The sequence below is a fragment of the Flavobacterium sp. genome (assembly GCF_043760115.1).
Taxonomy (GTDB): Bacteria; Bacteroidota; Bacteroidia; order Flavobacteriales; family Flavobacteriaceae; genus Flavobacterium.
The window spans coordinates 1-18,444 of record NZ_JAYUPK010000077.1; the positions used below are offsets into that span (position 1 = coordinate 1).

Genomic DNA, 18,444 nt, shown 5'->3' on the forward strand with positions numbered 1-18,444 from the left:
TTTCATAGTATTGGTAAAACTATAAGTGTAGGTTGGACCAAAAATTAACTGTTTTTCTACAACATTTTTTAATGATTGATTATTTTCTGCTTGTTGATTGTATAAATCTGTAACATTTTGCGGACTAGAATAAGTAATTTCAGTTACATTAAACTGGTGTTCTTTTCGTTCATTTTCTTTCCAAGAATAACCAAATGCACCTTTAAATGTTTGTAAAGAATATAATTTTATCCTTTTTTGAAACTCATAACCTATTGTTGCTTTGGTTCTAGGTACAAATCCGCTTGACGATACAAATTTAAAAGGAGAAATTATTCTTGGCCAAATTAAGTTGGCTTCTGTACCAAATCTATACACATTAAATCCGTTATTTTCGCCACCAAGTTGCACTTCAATTCCACCAAATGCTGAAATACTTAACATTTCTGCACCACGAAATGTGTTTCTATTACTCCAATTAATGTTTAATTCAGTTCCAGTATAATTGGCAGAATTTGTCTTAGCCAAAATTTCAATTCTAAAAGATTTTCTCGGTAAAGGCGTTAAATAATAATAAGCATCAAGATAATTTCCAAGCGTATCTGAAACTACAAATTGGTTTTTTACAAATTTAAAAGTTCCCAAAGTAACCAATCTGTTCAAAGATAAATTATGATTGGTTCTGTTGTATAAATCGTCTTTTTTAAAGTATAAAGTTCTATCAAAAATTCTTGGTTTAAACGTTCTTGCAGTATCATAAATTGTAAAATCATTATATTTTTCGGGTTTTGTAATGCTATCCGTTGCTAAATTATAATTGGGATAAATAACTATCTTATTAATTCTATAAGCTGTTTTTGCCTTTTCTGGAGTTTCGTTTTTAACCTTTAAAATTAAATCTACTTCGTGTTTTGCAACTGTACTGTCAACTTGAACCTTTAAATAATCAGCATTAAAATAAAAAAAACCTTTTTCTTTTAATCGAGTATCAATTCTTACTCGTTCATTTTTAATAATATCTAAATCGTAAGCATCGCCAATTTTTAACAAACTTTTTATTTGAATTTCGCTAATAGCAGATGCTATTTCACTACTGTCTTTAGGAAATTGAACCGATTTTATTTTGTATTGCTGTTTAGGATTTACAGTATATTCTGCAATTGCTTTTTTTCCAGTTTTGGTGCTGTCTGCATTTGTTCTTGCATTAAAATATCCTTTATTTTCTGCATAATTCTGAATCAAGTTTTTGTTGTATTCTAAATCTACTTGACTAAAAAAAACTGGTGCTTCGCCAACTTTATTTTTTAACCAATATTTAAAACCTTTTTCTTTTTTAACTTCTCCAACAAGATTGTAAATAAATAATTTAGGTCGTAATCCAAATATTTTTTTATTAGGTTTTGGTCTCAATAAAGCAGTCATTTTCGAGTTTAATTCTTTGCTTTCTTTTTTAGAAATGTCTTTTCTGTCAACTTTTATTTTTCCTCCAACATACAATAATTCGCCTTCTGGCAAATATTTTGTATTGCTACAAGCCGAAATTATTAATGAAATTAGGGTTATATAAATTATTTTTTTAATCATTATTTTTCTTTTTACTGTCTTTTTCAATTGCTTTATTTTTCTGAAAAATCTCTTTAAACTTATTGTAATCTATAGTTATAATAAATCCAACTCCGGTTTCTATAACCTGACCTTGCAAAGCAACTTGATACATGTTTTTTCTGTAAGCACGAATTTTAAATCGTCCATCTTTAGAAAGTTGATAATCGGCAGAAATGTCTCCTGCAATATTATTAGTTTGTTGGTTTTCTTGTTTCGGACCTTCAATTCCAAAGCTACTTCCAATAGTAACTTTCAATCGGTCATTCAATAATCGCTTAGATAATCCAACATTTAAATCTGTTTTATTTTCTTTTTTTCCTGTTGTATAATCTTCGGTTGCGTCCAAATCAAAGTCTACTTCAAATCCTTTAATTAAATCGCCAGCCAAATTATTAAGTTGTTGCGATAACAATTTTGTTGCACTTTCTCTAGCTAAATTTGAAGCTGTTGTTCCGCCACTTTCGCTAGAAAAAGGATTTTCTCCAACAAAACGGCTTAGTAAAAGCAAGGCAAAAACTTGTTTGTTTAATTCTTCTGGTTCTTGTCTTAGCTGTGCTAATTTTGCATCTGTAGCAGTTATTATTTCTGTAGAAACAGAGTTGTTTCCATCCGGTAAAACAATATCAAATGAAATTTCTGGCTTCAATAAATCGCCTTTCATTTTTAATTCTGTTTCAAATGGAATTTTTTGTTTGTAAGTATTTCTTAGCTCTTCAGAAATATTACTTAGTTGATTATCAAGTAAATCTAATGGCGAAGCTTCAATTTTATAAACTGCGGTTATGCTAACATCGGCAGTTGTTGGTTCGCCAGTCCAAAGAATATAACTACCAGATTTTATATCAAATTTTCGTTTTACTAAATTAAAACTTAATTCATAACTTCCTTCGCTAAGTTCGTATCTTCCTGTTAATGTTGTTTTACCAGAGGCATCAATTCCGCCAGTAAGTTGTGCTTCGCCTTTTAATCTTAAAAAATCTCCATTGGCTTTATCAATTACCAAAGACAATTCGGCTTCTTTATCAACTTCAATAGCTACCGAAGCATTAATACCTTTAATTTCGGTTTTACTTAACGTTTCTACTAGTTCAATTGTAGTAATTAATTTGGGTTGATCTTGATCTATAAATTCTACAATTCCTTCTCTATCAGCAATTGATGGATCATCTTGTGGAAGTACAACTGTAAATTTAGTTTCTTTATTTACTTTGATTTTTCCATCTACAATTGGATTATTCATTGTACCTTTTATTTGCAAATCGTTATCTAAAAACAATTCGCCATAAAAATCTTTATTGTCTTTTTCTTTAGAATTTACGACTTTAAAATTATCAGCTTTTACAGTTAAATCAAATTCTAAATTGGTTAAATCTTCTGAATTTAAATAACCATTTAAAACCAAATCGTTATCTTTTTCATCCTTAATTGTAAAATTAGAAAATGAAATTCTATTAGTAGAAAATGAAATTTTATCATTCATCGATTTGAATTTAGAATTTAATTTTGTGGCAGTAAAACCAACATCATTAAACTTTAAATCGCCTATTATTGTTGGGTTTGTAGCTTTTCCAGTAATTTTTAAATCTCCATTTAAAAAACCTGTACTTTCTTTTAAATTTCCAGAAGTAAAACCTTGAATACTTTTAATTGTAAGTTTTTCAATATTCAAATTCATATCTAACGAACTTGTATTGGTTTTATAATTTCCAGTTAATTTAAGATTATTATCTTGACCTGTAAGTTCAATAGAAGCGTTGTATGTTGATGCAATTTTGTTATCAACTTTAATCTTTAAATTTCCAACAGTATCTTTTTGAAAACTAAAATTTTCTATATTTAAATCAGATGTAAAAATTGGAGATTTCTGTAAATCTTTTATTAATGCATTTCCGTTTATTGTTCCGCCAATTTGTAAGTCGCTTTTTTGTGCAATATTGGTTATAGTTTCTATTTCAAATTCTTTAAAATCAACAGATAATGGAGCATTTTGTTTTTCAGATGCTGATTGAAGTTGGATTGAATTTGTACCTTTATTCAAATTAAAATCGGTAATGTAAATTCCGTTTTTACCAAATCTAATTAAATTTTCTTCGGATAAATTCCACTTTTCATAGTTCAAAAGTAAATTAGTTGAATTTAAATTTATATCTGAATTTCCATTAGAAGATTTTAAATTTCCAGCAATTAAATAACGTTCCACATCTTTTAAATCTTTTAATTGCAAAGTGTAATCTACTATATTTTTTTCTACTTTTCCATAAAGATTGGTATGTGGTAATTGTAAATTTGCATTTTCTACATCATCTACAACTAAGCTGTAAACTAAAGCATTTTCAATAGTTTCTACTTTTAAAATCGCTCCAGAAATTTTATTTGTACCATAAACAACTCTCGGAATTGAACCATTAATTACTATAGAATCGTTTACAGAATTGTATTTTCCAGAAATAGTAATTGGTTCTAGACTTTTTAAATCTGGAATCAACTTAAACAAAATTGGACTGTCTTTTATGTCAATTCCAAAATCAAATTGTTGTTTTTGCGAAGCAATTTTAGATGTTTTAGAATTAGTATTGTAATAGTTAGAAATTGATTTTTGAAGTGCATTACCTATTTGAGATAATTTATAATCGCCATCAATAAAGCCGTTTGCAAATTGAGATTTTAAGGATATTGAATTTTTATCAGCATTAGAAATAGCGATTATAGAAATACTATCCAACACAAATTGGTCTTTTTCATTGGCAATTATAAATTTGTTAGAAATTACTTTTCCGTTTAAATTATCAATGTCTAACGATTGAAAATCGGCATCAATACTTCCTCTTAATTTTAAAACTCCTGCGTGAAGATTTAACTTATTAAGATCAGCAATATCTATGTTTAAGTTTAATTTTCCTGATGGATATTTATCGTTTAAATTTCCGCTAGAAACTAAATCAAAAACTAAATTTGGATCTTTGGCATTGGCTTTTAAATTGAAAATTCCTTTATTTATTTTGCCATTTAATTTTATATTTTGATAGGTATAATTATTAAAATTTGCTTTTTTAATAATTCCATCAACAATTGCATTGGCGTTTTTAGGATTTAAACTTGAACCTTTTACATTGGCATTCAACGTGATTTTTCCAACCGATTTATTCTTGATTAATTTGCCTAAATCAAAATTATCAAATTTGGTTTGTGCATTATATTTTTCTTGATTTTTTCTTCTTTGGTCAAATGTGGCTTTGATTTTGGTATTACCAAAACTACTTGTAAGATTTAAATTAGTAGCAAAATTATTAATTGTTCCTTTAAAAGTTCCTTTGGTAGAAAATTGATTTGGAAGTTCAATGGTATTTGGAATAGAACCTTTTGGTGCAAAAGAATAAATGTCTTTCGATGTAGATTGTAATTTTTTAATATTCAAATAGAAATATGCTTTGTCAACATCTGGCAAACCAATAATTCTTCCGCTTGCATTTATTTTTGTAGTTCCAATTCCAGAAACTTCTAGATTTGGAATTGAAATGTCTTTAATTTTTCCAGAAATTTGAGAATTTATTGATAAAAGTGCATTTTTATTTTTATCAAATGGATTTGTGTTTTCTAGTGTTGGCGCAAATAATAAAATATCTTTTAAAGCAATTTTGCTATTTTTTAAATTGGCTTTTACATTCATTTCACCCAAATTTTCTTGAATACTTGCAATTGATGGATAACCAATAATTATTTCATCTCTTACTTCGGTTTGAGACGTTTTTAAATACAAATTTTTTAAAGAAATGCCTTTATTATCTAAGTAAACAAAATCTGTTTTTAAAGCTTTTATGTCTAAACCGCTTTTATCTGTTACAGTAAAAGAATTTATTTTTCCAGAAGTAATTAGTTTTGAATAATTAATTTCATCAGCATTTAAATTAAAGTTTTTAATATCTAAATGATTGTAATCCATTCCTTTATTTGTGGCAACAGCACTTTCATCATCAAATTTAAAATCTATTTTTTGTAAATTTGCTTTGCTAATTTTTACTTTCCAATTGCTTGATGTTGGAGTAGCAGTAAGATTGTTTTGAGCAACTATTTTTTCAATTTTACCGAGTTCAAGATTTCCTTTAATGTTTGATATTGCTAACGATTTAATATCGATTAATTCTTTTTGAAGGTTAATTTCATTGAAAGAAACCAATAGTTTTTCTAGTGAAATTTTAGTAGAAAGTTTAGAAATATCATTTTGATAATCAACATCAATTTTGGATAAATCTAATTCGTTGATTTTTATTTTTAAATTATTTTCTGATGAAGATTTTTTTGTAACACTATTATTTTGCGGAATTGAAATACCTTGTTTTAATTTGAATTTTAAGCCATTAAGTTTGACTTTTGGAATTTCAAAATTCATTTTATTCAAATCAAAAGTCTTTATTTTTGTGTCAAAATGGGTAATATTTGCAACAATATCATTTCCGGTAACGGCATCGTTAAATTTGAATTTTACATTATCTAAGTTTATTTTGTCAATAGAAAATTCCATTGGTGTTGCAGTTGTGTCTACTTTTTTTTGAGATGCAAATGCTTTAATAATATAATCAAAATTGAAAACTGCATTTTTATTACGAGAAATTGTTGCAGTAATTCCTTCTAAATTAACCGAATTCAATTCTACAACATTGTTAATTAATTTTAACAAGCTAATATCTACAGCCAATTTATTTCCTGCAAGAAGTGTGTCATTTTGTTGATCTTGAAAATAAACACCTTCAAGAATTACTTTTTTTGGAAAACTAATGTCAATTTTAGTAATGGAAACTTTAGTTTTTATTTTGCCTTCTAAATAAGTTACTGCTTTATCTTTGGCAAAATTTTGTATTGCAGGAATTTGAATTAATAGTAAAATTAATAAAAAAAGAGAAATTATAGAGACGAAAATCCAAGCAAGAATTTTTAACGATTTTCTAAAATATTTTTTTATTTTAACTCTTGTACTGACTTTCAAATTGCTTTAAATTAGTTTGTACAAAGTTCAATTTTAGTTAAATATAAAAGTTACATAATTATTTCTTAATGTTGCACAATTTAGGTTAAAAATTAGTTGTAATATTTTCGGCAACTAACCTACCAGATTTCATTGCAGCGTTGATTGAACCATTCAATAAATGATCACCACAAATGTAAAGTGAGTCGTTAATTTTAAAATTAGTTTCAGATAAATCATCTTTCAAAATTTCTAGATTTGGTAAGGCATAATTTATTTTATACACTTTTAATAATTTCCAATTATCAACTTGATTTCCGTACCATTGTTTTAATTCTGCTCTACTATTTTTGGCAATTATTTCATCACTTTCATTTATAATTCCGTTGCACGAAATACAAATTAAAACTTCATTATTTGGAGCATATTTAGGTGAAACATTGGTCATAACAGTTAAGTTATTAACCCATTTTTTATTTTTAGAAGCGTTCAAAACTACCACAGCTTTTTTAGTAGGAGCAACTTTGGTTGTAAAATAAATTGAAGTTACTTGATGTGATTTAGTTTGAGTTTTTGGAATATAATTTTTTGCAAAACTTGATGCTTCAGTTGCAATAATTATTTTATCTGATGTAAAAACTTGTCCGTTTTCAGTATGAATTGTATTGTTTTCTATTTTAGAAACTTTTACATTATATAGTATGGTATTTTCTGGTAACAACGAAACCAATTGTTTCGGAATTTCTTCCATTCCCAATTCTGGAATTGCAGCATCGCCTTGAGAAAACATTTTCATAACAAAATCGAACATTCTGTTGGAAGTTGAAAGTTCGTTTTCTAGAAAAATTCCTGAGAAAAAAGGTTTGTAAAATCGGTTAATCATTTTGTCACTAAAGCCGTATTTTGATAATTGCGAAAGTGTAGATTCCTCTTTTTGATTAAAGATTTCTGGAATTGTAATCTTTACTAATTTATTTTTTAAAAATAAGGTGTTTAATTTGTCTTTGATAGAACCAACTGGTGCAAAAAGTGTTGAAAATGTTGCTGATGGACGACGAAAAGGATCGGCAATTTCAAATTGTCCGCCATCGTAAAGCACTGTTGCGCCTGGCAAAAAACGTTTTAGATTTAGTTTTTCGTAATTTAATAACGCTTTGCACTCGGGATATTCTGTAAGTAAAACTTGAAAACCTCTATCCAATTTAAAACCATCAATAACATCAGTTTTTATTCTTCCACCCGCACGATCTGATGCTTCAAGAATTTGAACTTTAAATCCTTTTTTATGTAAATAAACTGCGGCGGTTAACCCAGAAATTCCTGCGCCAATTATTGTAATTGTTGGTTTCATTTTTGAAAAGATTGAATATTTTTCAAAATTAATTAATCTTTGTTACTTAAACTAAGTATGTTTGTTTTTTAATTATACAATAATTCTAAATTTCGATTTTTGTATTTTTTTTATTTATATAAACAAAATTGTTTACATTTGTTGTATGAAAACAATTCTTGACATTATAAAAGGAATGCATCCAGGACGATACGTTGATCGCGAATTGAAAAAGCGTGAAATAAGTAAGCGTCAATTTGCTTTGTCTATCAATGAGTATCCACAAACATTGGGCGCAATTATAAATGAGAAGCGAAGTATGAACGTTGATTTATCATTAAAAATTGAAGAAAAACTTGAAATAGAAGAAGGATTTTTAATGACTTTACAAGTTTTTTATGATATTAAAAAATCAAAGTATGATCCAGATTACAAACCAGATTTATCAAAAATTAGAAAAGGAACGTTTTGGGATACAACTTTTGAAAAAATAGATTGGAAATTAATGAAGATTGCTGTTATAACAAGAATTTTAGCATACGGAAATGATGAAGAGATAAATGAAATTAATCGTTTTTATGGAAGTAAATACGTTGATGAAATAAATAAAAAATTTCCAATACTTTTAACCAGATAATTATGTTTTGGAAGACTGTTTCACCGTTACTTGAAGAGATTTTAATAGATTTAATGACTGAACAATTATTTAATTCTTTTAAATTAGTTGGAGGAACAGCTTTGAGTTTACAAATTAATCATAGAATGTCTGTAGATATAGATTTATTTACTGATGCAGAATATGGTTCAATTGATTTTAAAGAAATTAGAAGTTATTTAGATAATAAATATCCATATTGTAGTTTTAGAAGTCTTGACAATGTTGCATTTGGAACCTATTTTGAAATTGGCTATTCCAAAGATAATTTTGTAAAAGTGGATTTGTATTACACTGATGATTTTGTTTTTGACATTGTTGTAAAAGACAATGTTAGAATGGCTTGTCAAGAAGAAATTATTGCAATGAAACTTAATGTAATTGTAAATACTGGAAGAAAAAAAGATTTTTGGGACTTACATTATTTTATTGACAAATATAATCTAGAACAAATGATTTCATTTTATGAAAAAAGATATTCTTACAATAATGATTCTGAAATTATTAAAAATAAAATTTTAGATTTTGAGTTTGCAGATAATGAATTAAATCCAGAATGTTTGTTAAACAAAAATTGGGAAGAAATTAAATTAGATTTTTTTATGAAATTTGGTCAAACTAAATGAAACTTAACTTCAACAAAAAATACTTTCTATTATTCATACTACTTTTTATAACCGAAGTTTTAATTGCGTTGTATGTAAACGATAGCTTTATTCGACCTTATTTTGGGGATTATTTGGTTGTATTTTTAGTGTATTGTTTTGTTATGAGTTTTTTAAAAGCAAATAAATATAAAATGGCACTTGCAGTTTTAGTATTTGCTTTTACGGTTGAGTTTTTACAATATGTTGATTTTGTTACTATTGTTGGCTTACAAAAATCTAGATTAGCACGAACTGTTATTGGAACTTCTTTTTCATTTGAAGATTTACTACTTTATTTTTTAGCGTATTTGACAATTACTTCTTTAGAAAAGTATTTGTCTAAATCTAGATCAATTTAATTTATACTACATTTTGTTTTAGCCCAGATTGAAGTGAAAATCCTTGTTTTAATTGCTTTGGGTTAAAACCCAAAGCAATTAAAATAAGATTGTAACGTAAAGCTGGATTGGCTTCTATAAATACTACTTCTATAAATTTTGTGTCAGTTTGTCAGATGAATAACTGTCAATTTATTACAAATATGACAATTTCATATCTTTTTTGCAATGGCACAATCATTGCTTTTTGACATTCAAGTTATAAAACTGAAATTTTCTAAAATTAATTAAATATAAAAATGGGAAAAATAATTGGAATTGATTTAGGTACAACGAACTCTTGCGTTTCTGTAATGGAAGGTCAAGAAGCAGTAGTAATTCCTAACTCAGAAGGAAAAAGAACGACACCATCTATCATTGCATTTGTTGAAGGTGGCGAAATTAAAGTGGGTGATCCAGCAAAAAGACAAGCTGTGACTAACCCAACTAAAACGATTGGTTCTATCAAACGTTTTATGGGACATACTTTTTCTGAAACTACAGAAGAAGCGAAAAGAGTACCTTATTCAGTAGTAAAAGGTGACAACAATACACCACGAGTTGACATCGATGGTCGTTTATATACAGCACAAGAATTGTCTGCAATGACACTTCAAAAAATGAAAAAAACTGCTGAAGACTATTTAGGTCAAACAGTTACAGAAGCAGTTATTACTGTTCCTGCTTATTTTAACGATGCGCAACGTCAAGCTACAAAAGAAGCTGGAGAAATTGCTGGTCTTAAAGTAATGAGAATTATAAATGAGCCAACTGCTGCGGCATTAGCTTACGGATTAGACAAAAAAGGAACAGATCAAAAAATTGCAGTTTACGATTTAGGTGGTGGAACATTTGATATTTCTATACTTGAATTAGGTGATGGAGTTTTTGAAGTATTGTCTACAAATGGTGATACACATTTAGGTGGAGACGATTTTGACCAAACAATTATTGACTGGTTGGCAGATGACTTTAAATCTGAAGAAGGAATTGACTTGAGATTAGATCCAATGTCATTACAAAGAATTAAAGAAGCTGCTGAGAAAGCTAAAATTGAATTATCATCTTCTGCTGAAACTGAAATCAATTTGCCTTACGTAACAGCTACGGCTTCTGGACCAAAACACTTAGTGAAAAAATTATCTAGAGCTAAATTCGAACAATTGTCAGATTCTTTAGTAAAACGTTCTATGGAACCAGTAGCTAAAGCGTTGAAAGATGCAGGTTTATCTACATCTGATATTGACGAAGTTATTCTTGTTGGTGGTTCTACAAGAATGCCAAGAATTGCTGACGAAGTAGAGAAATTCTTTGGTAAAAAAGCATCTAAAGGAGTTAATCCTGATGAAGTTGTTGCAATTGGAGCAGCAATTCAAGGTGGAGTTTTATCTGGAGATGTAAAAGATGTACTGTTACTAGACGTTACACCTTTATCTTTAGGAATTGAAACTATGGGTGGAGTTATGACTACATTAATTGAATCTAACACAACTATTCCAACTAAAAAGTCTCAAATTTTCTCTACAGCTGCAGATTCTCAACCAACTGTTGAACTACACGTTCTTCAAGGTGCAAGAGCAATGGCTGTTGATAATAAAACTATTGGTCGTTTCAACTTAGATGGTATTCCACCAGCACCAAGAGGAGTTCCACAAATTGAAGTAACTTTTGATATTGATGCTAATGGTATCATCAAAGTTTCTGCAACTGATAAAGGAACTGGAAAATCTCATGATATTCGTATTGAAGCTTCTTCTGGTTTAACAGCTGAAGAAATTGAGAAAATGAAAAAAGACGCTGAGGCAAATGCTGGAGCAGATAAAATTGCAAGAGAAAGAGCTGAAAAAATTAACGAAGCTGATAGTTTGATTTTCCAAACGGAATCTCAGTTGAAAGAATTGGCAGACAAAATTTCTGACGAGCACAAAACAGGCATTGAATATGCATTAACTGAATTAAGAATGGCACACCAATCGCAAGATGTTGAAGCTATCCAAAAAGGTTTAGACAATGTAAACGCTGCTTGGAAAACTGCTACAGAAGCAATGTATGCTCAAGGTGAAGCTGGACAAGCACAAGATGCTCAACCACAAGCTGAAGCTCAAGGTGATAATACACAAGATGTAGAATTTGAAGAGGTTAAATAAGCAGAGAATCAGTTTTGTGTAACAAAATTGTATGAATCGCTTATTCCGAGCTTGACTCGGAATCTTTTCAAATTAAATATAATTAGGAAAAACCGAGTAAGCAATTGCTCGGTTTTTTTATTTTTTTTTAAATTAAAATATATATATTTGTGTTATATAAATGATATATGCAGTTTGATTTTTCATTACATAGCTTGGAACAAATTGAATTACGTTCCATTTCTAAAGAAATTGTTGAATTTGTAATAAATAATCCAGATGATATATTATTAGATTCAGATAATCAACAAATATTTCAAAAAATTGTAGATAATTATTTATATAGAGTTTTTGTCAATAATGATAAAAATCCATCATTAATTAAAACAGTTTATAGAACATCTAAAATAACAAAATACTTGTAATTATGAAAGTTAAATATGATAAAGAAACAGATATATTATACATTACATTAAGTGATGATAAAATAGTTGAATCTGATGAAGAAAAAAAAGGTTTTATTTTAGATTATTCATTGAGTGGAAACTTAGTTGGTATTGAAGTTTTAAATGCTTCCAAATCATCTATTAATCCAGCTAAAGTAGAGTATGAAGTTGCATAGATATAGAATTAAATAAATAATAATAGTACCGAGTAAAAAATTACTCGGTTTTTTTATGCCTTGTTTTTAAACATTTTCAAAATTACCCAAGCATGCGGAAAAGTTATTGCAGCAAGAAAGGAAAAGAATAATGCTTCAAATAGTTTTTGATCTTTAAAAAAGTAATACAAAATTGCTATTCCAATTAAGGATATAATCCAATAAAGGAATGCCGATTTAAAATAAATTATAAAATTCTTGAATGAATAACTTCCATATAAAAATTTAATTTGATCATTTAATGACGGAATGCTGTGCCAAAGAATAAAGTAAATTGTGAAAGCCCAAATTAAACTTCCTACTTTAAATATAATTGCAAATACTAAAATGTACAATAACTGTTCTGGAATATTCTTTTTGAATGCTTCAGTTTTATTCGCAATAAATAGCATTAGAACTATCAATAAAAAAGTACTTATACTGAAAACTATATTTATAAATAACTCACTAATATACATGTTTGTAATTTTATATACTATATCAATAACTTCATTAGTATGAAAAACGAATAATAAAAAAAGAATAAATAAACCATAATTCAATTGAAATAGTATTGTAATTGCATTTGGTTGTTCTTCTTTTAATTTTTGCCAATGTTGTTCTCCAAAATGATAAGAACTAATTATAATGAATAAAAGCATTGCTAAAGAAGGCACGACTACAAATAATATAACAGCAGTAAGTACAATTACAACATATGAAACTAACAATTTTAAGAAAGATTTTGGTTTACTGGCAATATTTAATTGATTAATTAATACTAAATCGTTTGCGCCATGAAGTATCCCGAATGATAAAATCAATAAAAATCCTACAAAAAATTGTACGTCTTGATTTAAAAAAGAAGTTAACCATAAACCAATAAAACTCGACAGGATTGATATTTTCTGAATTTTTAACATAGATTTTAATATTTTGTTTAAAAGTAAATAAAAAAAATTAAACAAAATAATTTTATTTTTGTTTAATGTTTTATTAACTTTGCTAAACAATATTAATTAAATCTTTATTATATGTCAAATTTTATGTTTATTTCTGCAACTGTTGGTAAGTTGCTTCCTACTGATTATGTAGGTTTCACATTTTTTGTTGGTTGTATGGCTATGATGGCGGCATCGGCCTTTTTCTTTTTATCATTGAATCAATTTGATAAAAAGTGGAGAACTTCGGTTTTAGTTTCTGGTCTGATTACTTTCATTGCAGCAGTGCATTATTATTACATGAGAGATTATTGGGCTACGTTTCAAGAATCACCTACATTTTTTAGATATGTGGATTGGGTATTAACTGTGCCATTGATGTGTTTAGAATTTTACCTAATTTTAAAAGTTGCTGGTGCAAAAACTGGATTGTTATGGAAAATGATTTTTTATTCTGTAATAATGTTGGTTACTGGTTATTTAGGTGAAGCAGTATTTATGGATCAAGCTGCACTTTGGGGCTTTATTTCAGGAGTTGCTTATTTTGCAATAGTTTATGAGATCTGGTTAGGAAGTGCTGCAAAACTTGCTGCTGCTGCTGGAGGAAATGTACTTGCTGCACACAAAATTTTATGTTGGTTTGTACTTGTTGGTTGGGCAATTTATCCTTTAGGATATATGTTAGGAACACAAGGTTGGTATACAAATTTAATTGGTTCAGGAAGTGTAGATGTTGCATATAACATTGCTGATGCTATTAATAAAATTGGTTTTGGATTAGTAATTTATTCATTAGCAGTTAAATCTACATCTAACGCTGAATAAACCTTTTTTGTCCATTTTACTTACCATTTTAAGAACCGAACTAGAAATAGTTCGGTTTTTTTATTTAACAGTATCAATTTAAATAAATTTGTATATTGGTCAACTATTTTAAATTAAAAACTTTAAAAATGAAAAAAATATTTTTAGTAGCACTTGTTGTTCTTTTTAGTTCATCAATTTATTCTCAAAAAAAGAAAGTTGTAAAACCTGTAGCAACTAAAACTACTGCTGGATTAGCAAAAGTTGATAACTTGGTTGCAGAAATAAAAAGTGGAAATTTTCAAATTACAATTAATGAAAACGGAAAACCTAAAGATGCAATTATTATAAAATCTGTCGATGCTAAATTTGCTCCAACAGATTGTAAATTAACTTCTTTTACTGCTAATGGTGCCAAATTGTATTTGCTTGTTTGGAGTGAAAAAACAACTACTAAAACCGATTTAAAAACAGAGAATATTGTAACAATAAATTCTCAAGTTTATGATTTAGCAACTAAAACGCAAGTGTTTTCTAATTTTCAAACTACAAATAATATCACTGAGAAAGTGTTTCTTGATAAATTAAAAAATGCAAGTGAAACGCAAGAAAGAATAAGAAGAGAAGGTTTCGAATTTATATTAAATGCTGATAGTTCTATCACTCAAAAAAATAAAACACAAGAAAATAAGTGGATTTATGATGCTAAAGAGGTAAAATATAATGATGCTAAAAAGAAGAAATAAAAAAACTTCTAGTAATAAAAATATCCCAAAAAGTTAGGAAATTTTTGGGATATTTTTTTAAAACAACCATTATATTTTTTTAACCACAATTTTATTATCAATAGTTTTAATTTTTAGTAATAAAATCTGATTAGAATTAATACTATTTATTTTTGTTTCTAAAGTATCTAAATCTTTTTTATCAAATAATACTCTTCCTGTAGCATCATAAATCTGTATTTGTATAATTAAATTATTTTTAGATTTTACAATCAATTCTTTTTTCTCTATAAAAGCAATGACATCATCAGAATTAAAACTAGAATTTATATTAGAAAGTAAACCATATTGATATTGAATTTCAAATCTATTTGCAAAATTTCCAGCATTTGAACTAAAAGAATACGGTTCAGTTTTTAAATTATGAATTGTATTTAAATCATTATCTTTTATAAAAATATCTTGATTGTTTTCAAATAGTCCATCCAATTGATTTATAGAAATAGTATAAACATCAACAACATTAGTTTTAAAATTTAAAGGAAAACTATCATAATCTGTAAATGTTGGTCGTGCTTGAATTGACAATTCTTTATTATCAACAACAGATGTTAATGAAATAACATTATCATTAAAATGCAATCCATCTTTTCCAGAATCATAACCTGTAGTTGCATTATCAACATAGGCAATTAATTGTTGACCAAAATTAATATTGGAACTATTTTTTAATTGCAACCAAAATCTATCAATATTAGTTGGTAATTGTGATGACGAATTTTTAAAAAATTGATTAACATTATCAGAAGATCGCATAGCGTTAGTAAAATTAACTTCAGTAGCTCCAGATTTTGCCTGAACTAAAAATCCTTGACCAACAGAAATTAAATTATCATTAATATATGTATGTCCATTGTTAACAGTACTTCCAACAGTTGTGCAAGTAGAGTAGGATACAGGATTATTATCATCATTGGTTTTTCTCCAAAACCATAATGTTCCTTCAATATTTGAACTATTTGAATTTATAAAATCATCAATTTTTATAGCTGATGGATAAGGATTTCCGGTTGCATTATGTCTTGTAGTTGCACTTCCACCATCAGTTAAACTAAAAGAAATGTTACCATTATTTGGAACTCCAGTAAACTGTCCATTATAAATTGTTGCCCAAGTTGGATGATTGTTTGGTACACGAATTAAATAACCTTTTGCAGTAGCAAAATTAGTTGCAGATGGTGATGAGATTACATTATACAAATTAGTCAATGTATTAAAAAAGTAAAATCGATTACTTATTGTTAATGGAGAAAAATTAAATAAATTTTGTCCAACAACTGGCGTTGACCACATGGTATAATCTAATCTTTTTAATGCTGAACTACTTCGTTTTACAGTAATGTTACCAGAATTTGATACATTTTGTGTTTGCAACAAATTAGAATTATTTTCAAATGTTAATGTACCACCAATTACAGATACACTTCCTAAAAGTTGCATGTCATGATTGGAATTAACAACAACATTTCCAGAATTTACAATACAAGAACATCCAGAAATATCTGCTACAGAATTGTAATTTCCATTGAAAATTAACGTTGTATTTCCAGAAGGAAAAGCATCCCAAGAACTTCCATTCCAAGTTGAATTTCCAGCAGAAATTGTAATATAATTTGAATAAATACTACTACAACTTCCGTTTTGAACAACAGCTCTAAAATAAGTTGTTGTAGTAATAATTCCTATAGAAATTCCGGTTAAAGTTGAATTTGTATTTGCAATATTTGTTGGAGATGTAAAATTACTATCTGTAGATTTTTGCCACATTAATACTGTTCCAACATTTCCTGATAAGATTAAATCATTAGGATTAGTTCCAAAACATATAGTTTGATCGTTTGAAACTATTCCTCCAACAGAAAGTGGTGTAATTGAAACACTTACTACATTACTTAAAACAGTACTACAAACACCACTTTGAACTAAAACCCTAAAATATTTTGTAGCTGTTAAATTTCCAATTATTGTTCCAGAAAGTGTATTTGTTGTTTGCCCAGAAATGGATGTAAAACTCACATTATCATTAGAAGATTGCCATTGAATAGTTCCAATATTTCCAGCTAAAGTTAAACTTGAAGGTTGAAAACCAGAACAAATAGTTTGATTACTAGAAACAGTACCAGAAACAGAAGTCGGATTTACATTTATAGTAACTACATTACTAAAAACAGAAGCACAAACACCACTTTGAACTAAAGCTCTAAAATATTTTGTAGCTGTTAAATTTCCAATCGTTGTTCCAGAAAGTGTATTTGTAGTTTGTCCAGAAATGGACGCAAAAGTTACATTATCATTTGATGATTGCCATTGAATACTTCCAACATTTCCAACTAATGTTAAATTTGTTGGTTGCGAGCCAGAACAAATAGTTTGATTACCAGAAACAGTTCCAGAAACAGTTATTGGATTTACATTTATAGTAACAACATTACTAAAAACAGCAGAACAACCACCACTTTGAACCAAAGCTCTAAAATATTTTGTAGCTGTTAAACTTCCAATTGTTGCTCCAGAAAGTGTATTTGTAGTTTGTCCAGCAATGGATGTAAAAGTTATATTATCACTTGAAGATTGCCATTGAATTGCTCCAACATTTCCAGTTAAGGTTAAATTTGTTAGTTGATTTCCAGTACATATTGTTTGATTACCAGAAACAGTTCCAGAAACAGAAGTTGGACTAACAATAACAGCAATAGTTGCTTCATTAGTAAAACTAGAACCATTATAACTTGTTGTACATTTAAGTTTAGCAGTATAAGTTCCTAATTGCGCATTTGGTACAGTTGTATTTTGAGAATTTACTGTTGTTATTATTCCTGTTGGAGAAGTAATTGTCCAAGAATAAGTTAATCCTGTTCCTGGTGAACCTATTATAGAACCATTTAAATTTATGGTATTGTTTAGACAAACAGGAGAATTTGATGTTGGTACAGCAGTAATTGATCCGCCACCATTCATTAATTCTATAAATAAAACTCCAGAATTTCCTGCACCAGAGCAAGTGGCAATAACCGTTGCTCCAATTTTAATTGCTTGATTGTTAGTGCAACTACCAGAAAGCCCAAGTGGACCAACTTGAAATAGTGCATTAGTTGGCATCAATAAAGTTCCTTTAGATAAATATTCTATTGTTGCAGCTGGAGATAAACCAGGTGTAACTTTTATAAAATTAGCTTTAATATCAAAAAATGCGTTGTTTCCAGTACCATTTAATGACAATTTTCCGTTAATTATTAATTTAGGAAATGTAGTTGTAACCATTAAATTTGTAAAAGTAATAGTTGTTCCAGCTTGAATGGTTACATTATTTGTTCCAGAAAATTGTGCTGGATAACCTTGAGGTAGAATTCCAGTAGGTGTAACCCAAGCTGTTCCATTGTAATATTGCCAAGCAGATAAAGTTGTCCAGTTTCCAGTTGTTACAGAACGATAATCACCAACAGACTGACTGTGAGATAGCAGTACAAAAAATATAGCAAAAATTAAAAATATTTTTTTCATCATAATTTTAATATAAAATAGATATCAAATTTACTATTTTATTTTAAAAATTCGACAAAAGTATGTTTATTATCGATGAATAGATATTAAATCA

Annotated in this window: 13 protein-coding genes; 8 read left to right on the forward strand and 5 right to left on the reverse strand. The window is 28.0% G+C overall.

Features of this window, described 5'->3' with window-relative positions:
- The 3 genes from ACH2BC_RS06470 to ACH2BC_RS06480 form a co-directional block, all read right to left on the reverse strand.
- Positions 1-1,563 (reverse strand): hypothetical protein (locus ACH2BC_RS06470; RefSeq protein WP_395053171.1); only part of this gene is annotated, 1,563 nt, incomplete at its 3' end.
- Positions 1,556-6,565: a translocation/assembly module TamB domain-containing protein gene (locus tag ACH2BC_RS06475; RefSeq protein WP_395053172.1), complete on the reverse strand. Its 5,010-nt coding sequence runs from the start codon at positions 6,563-6,565 to the stop codon at positions 1,556-1,558. The genes ACH2BC_RS06475 and ACH2BC_RS06470, both read right to left, overlap by 8 nt.
- Before the next feature lie 85 nt (positions 6,566-6,650).
- Positions 6,651-7,895 carry an NAD(P)/FAD-dependent oxidoreductase gene (locus tag ACH2BC_RS06480; RefSeq protein ID WP_395053173.1) on the reverse strand — a complete coding sequence of 415 codons (1,245 nt, stop codon included), beginning with the start codon at positions 7,893-7,895 and terminating at the stop codon, positions 6,651-6,653.
- A 145-nt stretch (positions 7,896-8,040) separates the two neighbouring features.
- On the opposite strand from ACH2BC_RS06480, the gene ACH2BC_RS06485 reads away from it, so the two are divergent.
- From ACH2BC_RS06485 to ACH2BC_RS06510, 6 genes are all read left to right on the forward strand, one after another.
- Positions 8,041-8,511: a transcriptional regulator gene (locus tag ACH2BC_RS06485; protein WP_395053174.1), complete on the forward strand. Its 471-nt coding sequence runs from the start codon at positions 8,041-8,043 to the stop codon at positions 8,509-8,511.
- A gap of 2 nt (positions 8,512-8,513) precedes the next feature.
- Positions 8,514-9,155 (forward strand): nucleotidyl transferase AbiEii/AbiGii toxin family protein, encoded by a 642-nt coding sequence (locus ACH2BC_RS06490; RefSeq protein ID WP_395053175.1) that lies wholly within the window; start codon positions 8,514-8,516, stop codon positions 9,153-9,155.
- Entirely contained in the window at positions 9,152-9,535 is a 384-nt protein-coding gene (locus ACH2BC_RS06495) for a DUF2809 domain-containing protein (protein WP_395053176.1), read from the forward strand. Before ACH2BC_RS06490 ends, ACH2BC_RS06495 begins: the two co-directional genes overlap by 4 nt.
- 278 nt (positions 9,536-9,813) lie before the next feature.
- A complete protein-coding gene (gene dnaK / locus ACH2BC_RS06500) occupies positions 9,814-11,700 on the forward strand; it encodes a molecular chaperone DnaK (RefSeq protein WP_395053177.1) in 1,887 nt (628 codons plus the stop codon).
- 167 nt (positions 11,701-11,867) lie between these two features.
- A complete protein-coding gene (locus ACH2BC_RS06505) occupies positions 11,868-12,104 on the forward strand; it encodes a DUF4258 domain-containing protein (protein WP_395053178.1) in 237 nt (78 codons plus the stop codon).
- A 2-nt stretch (positions 12,105-12,106) separates the two neighbouring features.
- A complete protein-coding gene (locus ACH2BC_RS06510) occupies positions 12,107-12,301 on the forward strand; it encodes a DUF2283 domain-containing protein (protein ID WP_395053179.1) in 195 nt (64 codons plus the stop codon).
- A gap of 53 nt (positions 12,302-12,354) precedes the next feature.
- Here ACH2BC_RS06510 and ACH2BC_RS06515 read toward each other — a convergent pair whose 3' ends face one another.
- Positions 12,355-13,242, reverse strand: a complete 888-nt coding sequence (locus ACH2BC_RS06515; RefSeq protein WP_395053180.1) for a Brp/Blh family beta-carotene 15,15'-dioxygenase — start codon at positions 13,240-13,242, stop codon at positions 12,355-12,357.
- A gap of 111 nt (positions 13,243-13,353) precedes the next feature.
- Here ACH2BC_RS06515 and ACH2BC_RS06520 point away from each other — a divergent pair, with 111 nt between their 5' ends.
- Both ACH2BC_RS06520 and ACH2BC_RS06525 read left to right on the forward strand, forming a co-directional pair.
- Positions 13,354-14,085 (forward strand): bacteriorhodopsin-like, encoded by a 732-nt coding sequence (locus ACH2BC_RS06520; protein WP_395053181.1) that lies wholly within the window; start codon positions 13,354-13,356, stop codon positions 14,083-14,085.
- Positions 14,086-14,213: 128 nt separating this feature from the next.
- Positions 14,214-14,810, forward strand: a complete 597-nt coding sequence (locus tag ACH2BC_RS06525; RefSeq protein WP_395053182.1) for a hypothetical protein — start codon at positions 14,214-14,216, stop codon at positions 14,808-14,810.
- Between the two features lie 69 nt (positions 14,811-14,879).
- Here the strand turns inward: ACH2BC_RS06525 and ACH2BC_RS06530 are convergent, their stop codons facing one another.
- The gene (locus ACH2BC_RS06530) at positions 14,880-18,350 is read right to left on the reverse strand and encodes a hypothetical protein (protein WP_395053183.1); all 3,471 of its coding nucleotides are present in this window, start codon (positions 18,348-18,350) and stop codon (positions 14,880-14,882) included.
- Between the last annotated feature and the right edge of the window lie 94 nt (positions 18,351-18,444).

What these genes read in the sequence shown, in the direction of transcription:
- ACH2BC_RS06505 (WP_395053178.1), top strand. Translation starts at nt 11,868, where the DNA reads ATGCAGTTTGATTTTTCATTACATAGCTTGGAACAAATTGAATTACGT.
- ACH2BC_RS06490 (WP_395053175.1), top strand. Translation starts at nt 8,514, where the DNA reads ATGTTTTGGAAGACTGTTTCACCGTTACTTGAAGAGATTTTAATAGAT.
- ACH2BC_RS06510 (WP_395053179.1), top strand. Translation starts at nt 12,107, where the DNA reads ATGAAAGTTAAATATGATAAAGAAACAGATATATTATACATTACATTA.
- ACH2BC_RS06495 (WP_395053176.1), top strand. Translation starts at nt 9,152, where the DNA reads ATGAAACTTAACTTCAACAAAAAATACTTTCTATTATTCATACTACTT.
- ACH2BC_RS06525 (WP_395053182.1), top strand. Translation starts at nt 14,214, where the DNA reads ATGAAAAAAATATTTTTAGTAGCACTTGTTGTTCTTTTTAGTTCATCA.
- ACH2BC_RS06530 (WP_395053183.1), bottom strand. Translation starts at nt 18,350, where the DNA reads ATGAAAAAAATATTTTTAATTTTTGCTATATTTTTTGTACTGCTATCT.
- dnaK (WP_395053177.1), top strand. Translation starts at nt 9,814, where the DNA reads ATGGGAAAAATAATTGGAATTGATTTAGGTACAACGAACTCTTGCGTT.
- ACH2BC_RS06515 (WP_395053180.1), bottom strand. Translation starts at nt 13,242, where the DNA reads ATGTTAAAAATTCAGAAAATATCAATCCTGTCGAGTTTTATTGGTTTA.
- ACH2BC_RS06485 (WP_395053174.1), top strand. Translation starts at nt 8,041, where the DNA reads ATGAAAACAATTCTTGACATTATAAAAGGAATGCATCCAGGACGATAC.
- ACH2BC_RS06520 (WP_395053181.1), top strand. Translation starts at nt 13,354, where the DNA reads ATGTCAAATTTTATGTTTATTTCTGCAACTGTTGGTAAGTTGCTTCCT.
- ACH2BC_RS06480 (WP_395053173.1), bottom strand. Translation starts at nt 7,895, where the DNA reads ATGAAACCAACAATTACAATAATTGGCGCAGGAATTTCTGGGTTAACC.